The 12,308-nt window shown below is 62.0% G+C and carries 11 protein-coding genes; 10 read left to right on the top strand and 1 reads right to left on the bottom strand.

From position 1 onward, the window contains the following. Positions 1-43 precede the first annotated feature (43 nt). Positions 44-829, bottom strand: coding sequence for an enoyl-CoA hydratase (locus HBN68_RS04280; protein WP_094994402.1), 786 nt, complete (start codon positions 827-829; stop codon positions 44-46). Between the two features lie 143 nt (positions 830-972). Here HBN68_RS04280 and HBN68_RS04285 point away from each other — a divergent pair, with 143 nt between their 5' ends. The 10 genes from HBN68_RS04285 (at position 973) to HBN68_RS04330 (ending at position 12,283) form a co-directional block, all read left to right on the top strand. Then, positions 973-1,758 carry an SDR family oxidoreductase gene (locus HBN68_RS04285; RefSeq protein ID WP_169962833.1) on the top strand — a complete coding sequence of 262 codons (786 nt, stop codon included), beginning with the start codon at positions 973-975 and terminating at the stop codon, positions 1,756-1,758. A 54-nt stretch (positions 1,759-1,812) separates the two neighbouring features. After that, a complete protein-coding gene (locus HBN68_RS04290) occupies positions 1,813-2,790 on the top strand; it encodes an OB-fold domain-containing protein (RefSeq protein WP_169962835.1) in 978 nt (325 codons plus the stop codon). Between the two features lie 10 nt (positions 2,791-2,800). Then, a complete protein-coding gene (locus HBN68_RS04295) occupies positions 2,801-3,934 on the top strand; it encodes an acyl-CoA dehydrogenase family protein (protein WP_169962837.1) in 1,134 nt (377 codons plus the stop codon). Then, positions 3,906-4,325: a MaoC family dehydratase gene (locus HBN68_RS04300; protein ID WP_094994398.1), complete on the top strand. Its 420-nt coding sequence runs from the start codon at positions 3,906-3,908 to the stop codon at positions 4,323-4,325. The genes HBN68_RS04295 and HBN68_RS04300 overlap by 29 nt, the downstream gene beginning before the upstream one ends. Positions 4,326-4,343: 18 nt before the next feature. Next, positions 4,344-5,522: a lipid-transfer protein gene (locus tag HBN68_RS04305; RefSeq protein ID WP_094994397.1), complete on the top strand. Its 1,179-nt coding sequence runs from the start codon at positions 4,344-4,346 to the stop codon at positions 5,520-5,522. 9 nt (positions 5,523-5,531) lie between these two features. Beyond that, positions 5,532-6,701, top strand: coding sequence for an acyl-CoA dehydrogenase family protein (locus HBN68_RS04310; protein WP_169962839.1), 1,170 nt, complete (start codon positions 5,532-5,534; stop codon positions 6,699-6,701). Between the two features lie 30 nt (positions 6,702-6,731). Then, positions 6,732-7,922, top strand: coding sequence for an acyl-CoA dehydrogenase family protein (locus HBN68_RS04315; protein ID WP_169962840.1), 1,191 nt, complete (start codon positions 6,732-6,734; stop codon positions 7,920-7,922). Positions 7,923-7,932: 10 nt separating this feature from the next. Next, positions 7,933-9,087: an acyl-CoA dehydrogenase gene (locus tag HBN68_RS04320; protein WP_094994394.1), complete on the top strand. Its 1,155-nt coding sequence runs from the start codon at positions 7,933-7,935 to the stop codon at positions 9,085-9,087. Positions 9,088-9,123: 36 nt separating this feature from the next. Beyond that, positions 9,124-10,812: a class I adenylate-forming enzyme family protein gene (locus tag HBN68_RS04325; protein WP_169962841.1), complete on the top strand. Its 1,689-nt coding sequence runs from the start codon at positions 9,124-9,126 to the stop codon at positions 10,810-10,812. Between the two features lie 112 nt (positions 10,813-10,924). Further along, a complete protein-coding gene (locus HBN68_RS04330; protein WP_094994392.1) occupies positions 10,925-12,283 on the top strand; it encodes a DUF1329 domain-containing protein in 1,359 nt (452 codons plus the stop codon). Positions 12,284-12,308 lie beyond the last annotated feature (25 nt).

Consider the following 12,308-nt stretch of genomic DNA (forward strand, 5'->3'; position numbering starts at 1 on the left):
AACGGGCCCGCGCCAGCCTTGAGATGCTGACGCGGCCCCGGGTTTACTTACCTTCAAACCGTGGCGTGCGTTTCTCGATGAACGCCTGCATGCCTTCCTTCTGGTCCCGTGACGCAAACAGCAACGCATTGGCTTTGCGCTCCAGCGCCAAGCCGGCCTCCAGCGGTGCGTCCATCCCGGCCAGGATCACTTCTTTGATTTGCTCGGCCGCCAACGGCGGCATTGCCGCAATCTGTCTGGCAATGTCCAGTGCCTGGGCTTGCACCTGGTCATCGTCCACCAGGTCGCTGACCAGCCCGGCCGTCCAGGCTTCTTCTGCGCTGATGGGTTGACCGGTCAAGGCCATGCGCATGGCTTTGACCTTGCCCACGGCCCGTACTAGCCGCTGCGTGCCGCCGATCCCCGGCATGATGCCGATGCGGATTTCCGGCTGGCAAAATTTGGCCCCGCGCCCGGCGACGATGATGTCGGCCAGCATCGCCAGCTCACAACCGCCGCCATAGGCGTAGCCGCACACCGCAGCGATCACCGGCTTCGGGCACTGCTGAATCGGCGCCCAGACCCGTTCGGTGTGGCGCTGATAAATGTCGATCGGGCCAACCCCGGCCATGCTGTTGATGTCGCCGCCCGCCGCAAACACCTTCTCGCCACCGGTGAGCAGGATGCAGCGCACCTCGGCATTTTCTGCAAGTTCCACGAAATAGCGTGACAACAAAGCCTGTAATTCAAGGCTCAGGGCATTGGTGGCCTGGGGCCGATTGAGTCGCAACAGGGCGACGCCCGGGCTCGGGAATTCGAGCAGAACCGGGTCGGTGGAAGGGGCTGACATGGCGTTCCTCATGAGCGATGGCTGGCAGTGCCGCGTGCGCTGAAGTGTTGCGTTGGCGTGGCGCGGCTTCATCGTCCATTCAGACGACGAGCACCCGCGAATAAGCCCCTAGAGTGGCTCCATCAGAAGAGAAGGAGCGCCTCATGGGCCAACATTCAGGACTCGATTACACCGACAAGGTGGTGCTGATTACCGGCGGAACCAAAGGCATCGGCGCAGGCATTGCGTGCAGTTTTTTGCAGGCCGGAGCGCGCGTCATTGTGTGTGGCCGTACGGCGCCCGAAGCACTGCCACAGGCCGGTTCGGCGCAGGCGATCTTCATGGCCTGCGATGTGCGTGACCTGGATTCGCTCAAGGCCCTGTTCGACGGCATCCGTGCCGATTTCGGGCGTCTGGATGTGCTGATCAACAACGCCGGTGGCAGCCCTGCCGCCGACGCGGCCAGTGTTTCGCCCCGTTTTCATGAAGGCATTATCCGCCTCAACCTGATCGCTCCCCTGAATGTGGCGCAGCAGGCCAATGCGCTGATGCAGCAACAGGCAGACGGCGGCTGCATTGTGTTTATCGGCAGCATCAGCGCGTTGCGTGCCTCGCCGGGTACGGCGGCTTATGGCGCAGCCAAGGCCGGTGTGTTGGCGCTGGTGCAATCGCTGGCGGTGGAATGGGCGCCCAAGGTGCGCGTGGTGGCGGTCAGCCCCGGTTTGGTGCGCACCGAACAGTCGCATTTGCATTACGGCGATGAACAGGGTGTCGCCGCCGTCAGCGCCGGGATACCGGCCGGGCGCATGGCGCTGCCTGAAGACATTGGTAACGCCTGCCTGTTTATCGCATCGCCCATGGCGGGGTATGCCAGCGGTTGCAACCTGTTGCTGCACGGCGGCGGCGAACGCCCGGCTTTTCTGGGTGCCGCGCAGAACGCCGGGCATTGATCGACCCTCTGCGGCAACCCGCAAGTTGCCGCGCTCATCCTGCAGGAGACGAACTTGGCTGATTCTCAATTGCTAACCGACGTGCGCGCCCTGGTGGGGCGTGAATATGGTCGCGTGTACGCCTGGGACGATGTCAACGCCCCGATGATTCGCCAATGGTGCGAAATCATGGGTGTCGATAACCCGCTGTACACCGATCCCGCCTTTGCTGCCAACAGTGAGCAGGACGGACTGGTGGCGCCGCCTTCGATGTTGCAGGTGTGGTGCATGGAAGGCTTTCACGCCAACCATTACCCGCCTGGCTCAACCACCGAAAACCCTTACGAAGTGCTCAAACTGATCGAGTCCTACGGTTACCCGTCAGTGGTGGCGGTGAACTCGGAGTTGACCTTCAACCGCAACCTGCGTCCCGGCGAAAAGCTCTACTACACCACGCGCCTGGATTCAGTGGGCGACGAGAAAACCACGGGGTTAGGCACCGGGTTTTTCGTCACGTTGGTGATGCAGTATTTCGTGGAGCATAAAAGCGGCGACGAAGCTGTCGGGGAACTGTTGTTCCGCGTCTTCAAGTTCCGCCCGGCGCACCCGCCAGCCGCGCCCCAGGCCCCGGCCGATGTGAGCGCTGCGCCCGTGGTCAAACGCCCGAAACCGGGAATGAGCGACGACACGCGGTTTTTCTGGGAGGGCTGCGAAGCAGGCAAGCTGTTGATCCAGCGCTGTACCCAGTGCCAGACCCTGCGGCATCCGCCAGCGCCGGTGTGCATCGAATGCCATTCCTTTGACTGGGACAGCGTCGAAGCCAGTGGCCGTGGGCATCTGTACTCCTTCGTGATCATGCATTACCCCGAAGTCGCGCCGTTCGATCACCCCAACCCCATTGGTCTGATTGAGCTGCAGGAGGGCGTTCGGCTGGTAGCAGGGCTGACCGGGGTCACGCGTGATGCCTTGCGTATCGGGCAACCGGTGCAATTGGAGTTCCAGACCTTTGACGGTGAGTTGACCTTGCCGCTGTTCCGGCCTGTGGCCGAGTAAGGGGGGGCGTATGGATTTCGAATTCACAGAGGATCAACACGCGATCGCTGAAATGGCCGGCAGCGTGTTTGCCGACTATTGCACCGACGACCGCCTGCGCCAGTTTGATACGGGCGATCAGGCCTTCATGGAACCGCTGTGGGAGCTGTGCATAGAGACTGGTTTGCAAGCCTTGGCCATTCCTGAAGCTCAGGGCGGCAGCGGGTTGGGCATGACCGACCTGATGCAGGTGCTGCAAGCCCAGGGCAATGCCTTGGGGCAAGTGCCCTTGTGGCGCCATCAATTGGCGGCGGCCACCCTCGCCGGTTTCGGTGATGACACCTTACAAGCCTGGGCCACGGAGGCGGCGGCAGGGCGTGCGCTGCTGACGCTGGACCTTGGTGGTTTGCACAGTGCCCTTGGGGTGCAGGTGCATGCACATCCCCACGCGCAGGGCTGGCAGTTGAAAGGCCGCGTGTCGGCACTGGCCTTGGCCGAGCAGTCCCAGGCCGCGCTACTGCTGGTGATGGCGGAAGGACAACCGCGACTGGCCTGGGTCGAGCTGGCGGCCAAGGGCATCACGCATGTGCCCGGGCGCATGACCCACGGCGAGGCCATCGCGGACCTGCGCATTGACGGACTGATTATCGGGGCCGGGCAGCTGTTGCCCACCGCGGCCTTGCAATGGCTAGAACCCCGGGCCACGGCGGCGCTGGCGGCGTTGCAATTGGGTGTCAGTGCCGAGCAGTTGCGGCGCACGGTGGCGTACGTCTCCGAGCGCCGTCAGTTCGACCGCGCCATCGGCAGTTTTCAGGCGGTGCAAATGAGCATGGCCGACGCCCACATCGCACTCGAAGCCCTGCGCAGTTGCCTTTGGCAATTGTGTTACCGCCTCGACGCCGGCCTGCCGGCGCCATCCGAAGCACTGGCCACGGCCTGGCAAGCGTGCGAAGCCGGGCATGTGATCGGGCACAACGCGCAGCACGTACATGGCGGCATTGGCGTCGACCTGACCTACCCGATGCACCGTTTTCTCTACTGGAGCCGGGCACTTGGCAATGCGCTGGGCGGTTCGGCCGCCAGCCTTGAACACCTCGGCAATTGGCTGAGCCACCACGACAAGCTGGGATGGAAATATGACCTCGAAGAACACCAAGCGCTTTGACGACGTGCGTCCCGGCGAGACCCTGCCGGAACTGGCCATTCCTATTACCGTTGGCCTGATTACCGGGGGGGCGATTGCCACGCGCGATTACTTCCCAGGTCATCACGACATGCAGGCGGCGCAGGCACTGGGCTCGCCGCACATCTTCATGAACATCCTGACCACCAACGGGCTGGTGCAGCGTTATGTCGAAGAGTGGGCAGGCCCGCTAGCGCGCTTTGCTTCCTTGAAGATCAAGTTGGGGGCGCCGAATTACCCCGGCGACTGCATGACCTTCAACGGCGTTGTCAGCCATCAAGACGCAGCCACGCGCACGGTGGAAATCACCCTCAGCGGCAAAAATTCCATGGGCAACCACGTGACCGGCACGGTCGCGCTGGTTTTACCCTGACAGCGGGAGACAGTTCACATGTCGCAATCGTCACTCTCCGGGCGCGCCGCCATTGTCGGTCTGGGCGCCACCGAATTCTCGAAAAATTCCGGGCGCACCGAACTGCGTCTGGCGATGGAAGCCACCCTGGCGGCCCTTAAAGACGCAGGTATCAACCCTGCTGACGTGGAGGGGTTCAGCTCCTACTCGGTGGACAAGGTGCCCGAGTATGAAATCGCCCGCCTGCTGGGCTGTAAAGACGTCAAGTTCTTCTCCCAGGTGCCCCACGGCGGTGGCGCGGCCTGCGCGCCCATCATGCACGCCGCCATGGCGGTGGCCACAGGTGTGGCCAAAGTCGTGGTGGTGTACCGCGCCATGAACGAGCGTTCGTGGTACCGGTTTGGCAGCGGCAGCTATGGCTTTGCCTCCACGCCGATCTTTGAAAACGTCAATTACGGCTGGTACATGCCCCACGGTCTGCATACGCCGGCATCGTGGGTGGGCATGTTTGCCCAACGGTATATGCACACCTACGGCGCCACCTCGGAAGATTTCGGCCGCGTGGCCGTGGCCGTGCGCGACTTTGCCGCCACCAACCCGGCCGCCTTCTTTTACGGCAAGCCGATCACGCTGCAAGAGCATCAAGCGTCGCGCTGGATCTGCGAACCGTTGCACTTGCTCGATTGCTGCCAGGAATCCGATGGCGCCGTGGCCATGGTCATTACCTCGGCCGAGTACGCCAAGGACCTGCGCCAGAAGCCGGTGATGATCAAAGCGGGGTCCCAGGGCATCACCTCGGGGCAGCAGATCATGACCTCGTTTTACCGCGATGACATTACCGGGCTGCCGGAGATGGGCGTGGTCGCCAAAGAGCTGTATCGCCAATCAGGGCTGGGGCCGGACGCGCTGCAAACCGCCATTATCTACGACCACTTCACGCCGTTTGTACTGCCGCAACTGGAAGAGTTCGGTTTGTGCGAGCGGGGCGAAGCCAAGGAATTCATCCGGGCCGGGCACCATGCCCGAGGTGGCAAGCTGCCGATCAACACCCACGGCGGCCAGTTGGGCGAAGCCTATATCCACGGCATGAACGGTGTAGCCGAGGCAGTGCGTCAAGTGCGCGGCACCTCGGTCAACCAGGTCGATGATGTGCACAACGTGCTGGTTACCGCCGGCACCGGCGTGCCTACCAGCGGTTTGATTCTCGGCGCAGCCTAAGGAGCTTTTATGTTTGTTGACCTTACGCCCGAACAACATGCCCTGCGCCATACCGTGCGCGATTACTTTCAACACTTGATGACACCGGCTTTGCGCGCACAGTTGCGCGGCAAGGAAGGCGGCGAGCAGTACCGCGACACGATCCGCCAGATGGGGCGCGATGGCTGGCTGGCGGTGGGATGGCCCAAGGAACATGGCGGTCAGGGGTACGGGCCGACCGAGCAGTTCATCTTCTTTGAAGAAGCCAACATTGCGGGTGCGCCCCTGCCGTTTGTGACCATCAGCACTGTCGGTCCCGCCTTGATGGCGTACGGCACCGAGGCGCAGAAAGCCCAGTTTTTGCCGGGTATTGCAGCCGGGGAAATCATCTTTGCCATCGGCTATTCGGAACCGGAGGCAGGCAGTGACCTGGCGATGCTGAAAACCTCGGCGCGCCTGGAAGGCGATCACTTTGTGGTCAATGGCAACAAACTCTGGACCTCTGGCGCGGAATCGGCGGATTACATCTGGCTGGCCGCGCGAACCGACCCGGAGCGCCCTCGGCATAAAGGCGTGTCGATCCTGATTCTCGACACCCGGGCCGAGGGCTTTTCAACCACCGTCATCCCGACCACCAGCAACCCGACGGCCGCCACGTACTACGACAACGTCAAGGTGCCGCAGGGCATGCTGGTCGGTGAGTTGCACGGCGGCTGGAAGCTCATCACCGCGCAGCTCAATCACGAGCGGCTCGGGTTGGGTGCGTGGTCGGACAAGGTGGTGGGGCTGTTCCGGCGTGTCTGGGCGTGGGCGCGTCAGCCTGACGAAAATGGTGTGCGCGCCATGGATACCGCGTGGGTACGTGCCGGGCTGGCCGAGTGCTATGCGCGTCTGGAAGCCATGCGCCTGATCAATCTGCGCATTGCCGCCGACCTGGAGCGTGATCGCATGGACGTGGCGCTGGCGTCCACCACCAAGGTGTACGGCTCGGAATCCGGGATCGAGATTTTGCGCCTGCTGAGCAACATCGTCGGTGCCAGCGGTTTGGTGCGCAGCGGGTCAGACGCCGCTGTGCTGCACGGTGACCTGGAGTACGAAGTGCGGGCCTCGGTGACCCTGACGTTTGGCGGTGGCACCAATGAAATCCAGCGCGAGCTGATCGCCCAATTCGGCCTGGGCATGCCACGCACCCAGCGTTAACCCGTTTCCCATGATCAACAGGTGAGTCACATGAGTGCGATTGATCAGTTCAGAGAACAAACCCGCAGTTGGCTTGAAGCCAATTGCCCGCCCTCGCAACGCAAGGCGATTCCTGAAGGGGAACTGGTGTGGGGTGGCCGTGACGTGGCGTTTGCGAGTGAAGACGCCCGCGTCTGGTTTGAACGCATGCGCGATAAAGGCTGGTTTTGCCCCGATTGGCCCGTCGAATACGGTGGCGGGGGCTTGAGCCCTGAATACAACGCGGTGCTGGAAAGCGAACTGCGGCGCCTGAAATGCCGTCCGCCACAGATCAACCTCGGCATCTGGATGCTCGGCCCGGTGTTGCTGGAATTTGGCACCGAAGAACAGAAAAAAACGTTGTTGACCCCCATGACCCGCGGTGAAGTGCGCTGGTGTCAGGGGTTTTCGGAACCGAATGCGGGCTCCGACCTGGCCAGTCTCAAGACATCGGCCAAGGACGCGGGCGACCATTTTGTGGTGGATGGCAGCAAAATCTGGACCTCGTACGGCGACAAATCTGACTGGATGTACGCGTTGGTGCGTACCGATCCCGCAGCGAGCAAACACACGGGCATCAGCCTGATTGTGCTGGACATGAAAAGCCCCGGTGTCAGCGTCGCGCCAATTGATTTGATCAGCGGCAAATCCGCCTTCTGCCAAGTGTTTTTCGATGGCGTGAAGGTGCCCAAAAGCCAACTGATCGGCCCGCTCAATGGTGGCTGGAATCTGGCCAAACGCCTGTTACAGCACGAACGCAAGGCCATGTCCAAGTTCGGCGAGTTCAGTTTGCCGACGCATTTTCATTTGCTGTCGCTGGTGCAGGACTACCTGCCGAACCCGCAGGGACAGTCTGAACACGCGCTGGTGGCGCGGGCTGTCGCGTGCGCCATGGATGAGCAGGCTTACAACCTGACTGTCCAGCGCATGGGCGAAGAGGCCCGGGCCGGGCAAGACGTCAGCGGGCTGATGTCGATCATGAAACTGGTGCACACCGAACAGGAGCGCAACAAGTTTGAAGTGCTGCTGGAGGTCATGGGGTATCACGCGCTGGGTTGGGACAAGGACGCTTTCACCCCGCAGGAACAGGCCATCACCCGCGGCTGGTTGAACAGCTTCGCCCTGACGATCTCGGGCGGCGCTTCGGAAATCCAGCTCAATGTCATCGCCAAGCGGGTCCTCGGCCTGCCTGACGTGAAGTAAGGAACCCACCATGACTCTGCTTTATAGCGAAGAACAACGGCTACTGGCCGACAGCGCCCGCGAGTTTCTGGCAGCCCGCAGCCCGGTCACACGGCAACGTGCACTGCGCGATGAGCACCGTGCACCCGGTTTTGACACGCAGGTGTGGCAGGACGCCGTGGCGCTGGGCTGGAGTGCGATTCCGTTCCCGGAAAACCTCGGCGGGCTGGACTTTGGCTGCATGGGGTTGGGGCCGATTTTTGAATCCATCGGCCAAAACCTCAGCGCCACGCCGTTGCTGTCCAGCGTGGTACTCAGCGGCTCGCTGATGCACGTGCTAGGCAATGCGCAGCAGCAAGACGTGTGGTTGTCTTCGGTGATCAACGGCGAGCGCCGTCTGGCCCTGGCCCTGGAGGAGCGTCCACGTCACAGCCCGCAGTGCGTGAATTTGACCGCGCAAGCGGATGGCGACGGTTACGTCCTTGATGGCCACAAGTACTTTGTGGTCGACGGGGTCGGTGCCGATGCGTATCTGGTGGCGGCGCGTACCGCACACACATCGATTCCGGAGCAGGGCATCAGCCTGTTTCTGGTGCCTGCCAATGCACCGGGCCTTACGGTCAGCGCGTTGCCCCTGATTGACTCGCGCAACCATGCGCAAGTGCGCCTGGAACAGGTGCGACTTGGCGCCGATGCGTTGCTGGGCGATCCGGGCACAGCGTGGCCTGCGCTGAACACGGCGCTGGACCGGGGCCGGGTGTGCCTGGCGGCTGAACTGTTGGGCATGGCCGAAAAACTGTTTGAAATGACCCTCGATTACCTCAAGACCCGGGTCCAGTTTGATGTCGCGATCGGTTCGTTTCAGTCGCTGCAACATCGGGCGGCGCAGTTATATGTCGAACTGTCACTGGCACGCAGTGCCGTGATGGCCGGGCTTGCCGCGCTGGACGACCCGGCGTTGGCTGAGGGCGAGCGTCAGCGGGTGGCCAGCCTGGCCAAGTGGAAGGCCGGTTCAATGGCCGTGCGCGTGGCCAATGAAGCCGTGCAAATGCACGGCGGTATCGGCGTGACCGACGAGCTGGATGTCGGGTTGTTTCTTAAACGCATCCGCGTTGCCCAAGCGTGTCTGGGGGATGCCGATTTCCACTGCGAGCGCTACGCCTCGCTGGCGTTCGCGCCCGCCTGAGTCGGTATAGGCGCTTAACGTCTGGAGAATAACAAGATGAAGCTTGAGCAATGGCAGGGCGCCTGGCAGCAACTGATTGGCCCGGGCTCGCCCTATGAAGTTCAGACCACAGCGGGCAGCGGCCTGAAGTACTTCCGCCACACCGCCGCCAACGTGTGGGCAGCCATCGACAGCGGTCGGGTGCACGGGGACCGCGAATTTTTGGTGTGGGAACAGCAGCGGCTGACGTTCAGCCAATTTTTCGATCAGGTGGACCGTTTCGCCGGGCAACTGGTGCGGCGCTTTGGCGTGCGCCAGGGGGATCGTGTCGCCATTGCGATGCGCAATCAACCGGCGTGGCTGGTGGCGTTTGCCGCCGTCCAGCGCTGCGGTGCCGTGTGTGTGCCGCTCAATAGCTGGGGCCTGCGCGATGAGTTGTTTCATGGTTTGCAAGACAGCAATGTTCAGGTGCTGGTGTGCGATGCACCACGCTTGCAGCTGTTAGCCCGCGACCTGCGTGAGCAGGGGCTGGCGACCGTGGTGGTGGGCACGCCTGACGGCACGCCACTGGAAGAACATTGCCAGCGCCTTGACGACCTGCTCGCGGAGCCGCCCGTACGTGTTCCGGCAGCGACTGTCAGTGCCGATGACCCGGCGCTGATTCTGTACACGTCGGGCACCACCAGTCTGGCCAAGGGCGTACTGTCGACGCACCGTGCGGTATGTCAGGCGCTGGTGGCGCTGGAGTTTCAGGGCGCATTTTGCGCGGTGAGTTCGCCCGAGCGCATCAGTGTGGTGATCAACAGTGGCTATGCGCCGACGACGCTGATGGCGGTGCCGTTGTTTCATGTCAGCGGTTTGCACGCGCAGTTTCTGCTGGCCTTGCGCAGCGGTCGACGCCTGCTGCTGATGTACAAGTGGGACGTTGAAACGGCCCTAGACCTGATTCGCGACGAGCAATGCACCCAGTTCAACGGCGCGCCGGTGATGATGCAGCAGCTGTTGACGTCACCGCGTTTCGGCACCGCTGACACCCGGAGCCTGTTCGGCCTCGGGCTGGGCGGTGCCGCTCCCTCCAGCAGCCTGCTGGCACATTTGACCCAGCGTAAACCTGAAGCCGTCGGCGGCAGTGGTTATGGCTTGACGGAAAGCAATGGCATCGGCGCTGCGATTGGCGGCGATCAGTTCGTTTATAAACCGGCTGCTGCCGGCTGGCCACTGCCCATCGTGGATGTGCGCATCGGCGACAGCCCCGATCATCCGGTGCCTGCGGGTGTCAGCGGTGTGATCTGGCTGCGCTCGCCAACCTTGATGAGCGGCTACTGGAACCTGCCTGATGCCAGCGCGCAGACCTTGCAAAATGGCTGGCTGGACACCGGAGACATCGGAATGCTCGATGACGAAGGTTTCCTCTATATCACCGATCGCGCCAAAGACTTGATCAATCGCGGCGGCGAAAAAATCTCCGCCGCGGAAGTGGAGTCCTGCGCCTGTGAAATGCCTGGCGTAATCGAAGCGGCGGCTTTGGCCATGCCCGATGAGGCATTGGGCGAAGTGGTATTGCTGGTGGTCAGCGGCGAGGCGGGCCGGGCCCCGGACAGTGACGCACTCAAGGCCTTCATGGCGGCGCGGCTGGCCAGTTACAAAGTTCCGGCACGGATTCACGTGCAGCACACCCCGTTCGAACGCAACGCCTCGGGCAAAACCCTCAAGGGCGTGCTCAAGACGCTGCTACTCAGCGCCTGATTAGTCTTTGTGGACGATGTATACGGCTGCAGATGGCGAAGAATGGCACCACACCCCCAGCAAGCTTTATTCGCGTAGGAGGCAATACATGAAAATAACAAGAACAGGCGTCATGCTCGCAGCCACCCTGACCGTCAATGGACTGGCGATCAGTGCCGCAATGGCCCAGGTGTCCCCCGAAGAGGCGGCCAAATTGGGCAAGGAGCTGACCTGTGTCGGCGCCGAAAAGGCCGGTAACGCGGCGGGCACCATTCCGCCTTACACCGGTAAGTACCTGGGGGAGGTGCCGGGCTGGAAACACGTCAAATTCTCCGGCGACCACCCGGTCGACCCTTACGCTGACGAAAAGCCGATTTTGGTCATTACCGCGCAGAACATGGCGCAATACGCCGATCAACTGTCCGAGGGCCAGAAAGCGCTGCTCAAGCGCTACCCGGATACCTACAAGATGAACATCTACCCCGGCCACCGCGATTACCGTTACCCGGACTACGTGTGCCGCCGGGCCATGAGCAATGCGTTGAATGCCAAGCTGGTGGATGACGGCATGGGCATCGAAGGGCTGGGGCAAATTCCGTTCCCGATCCCGAAGAACGGCATGGAGCTGTTGTGGAACCACCAATTGCCGGCACGCGCCTGGACGGAAGATAAAACCAGCGACCTGGCGTCGGTATTGCCCAATGGCAGTATTGGTTGGGGCCGTGCCTACGGCAAAGGGCTGTCGCCTGCCAACTCACCGACCGTGGAGCCGCGCACCGAGGACAAGCTCCAGTCCTACACCAACAACACCACCCTCAAGCCCGCACGGGATAACGGGGTCATCAACATTGCCCACGAACCCTACAACTTCAAGACCGACCCGCGTCAGGCCTGGACCTACAGCCCTTCGACCCGCCGTGTGCGCCAGTTGCCGGGTTATGGTTATGACCAGCCGATGATTGGCACCAACGGCACCATGACCGTGGACGAAGACCGGTTGTACAACGGCTCGCCGGAGCGTTTTACCTGGAAGTTGATCGGCAAGCGTGAAATGTACATCCCGGCCAATGCCTACAAGGCAAATGCGGGCACGGCGAAATATGCTGACCTGTTGACTGTCAATCACCCGAACCCGGACTACATGCGCTATGAGTTGCGCCGTGTGTGGGTGCTCGAAGCCGACTTGAAGGAAGGCTACCGTCACGTCTATGGCAAGCGCGTGCTGTTCATTGACGAGGACACCTGGCATTCGGTGATGGCCGATAACTACGATTCCCGCGGGCAGTTGTGGAAGCACGCCATGATCAACTACTTCTACCACCCGGACATGAGCGCCTGGCAGGCAGGTTCGCAATTCTTCATGGACTTGAACTCGGGCCAGTACACCGGTTACGGGATGACGAACGAGTCCAAGAAAGGGGCGATTCTGAACGAAGGCAAATTCACCGCCGATCAGTACACCGCTGACGCAGCACGGGCCATGGGACGTTAATTAACCGCTGTAAAACGACACGCCG

The sequence above is a fragment of the Pseudomonas sp. WS 5078 genome (genome assembly GCF_012985745.1).
Classification (GTDB): domain Bacteria; phylum Pseudomonadota; class Gammaproteobacteria; order Pseudomonadales; family Pseudomonadaceae; genus Aquipseudomonas; species Aquipseudomonas lundensis_A.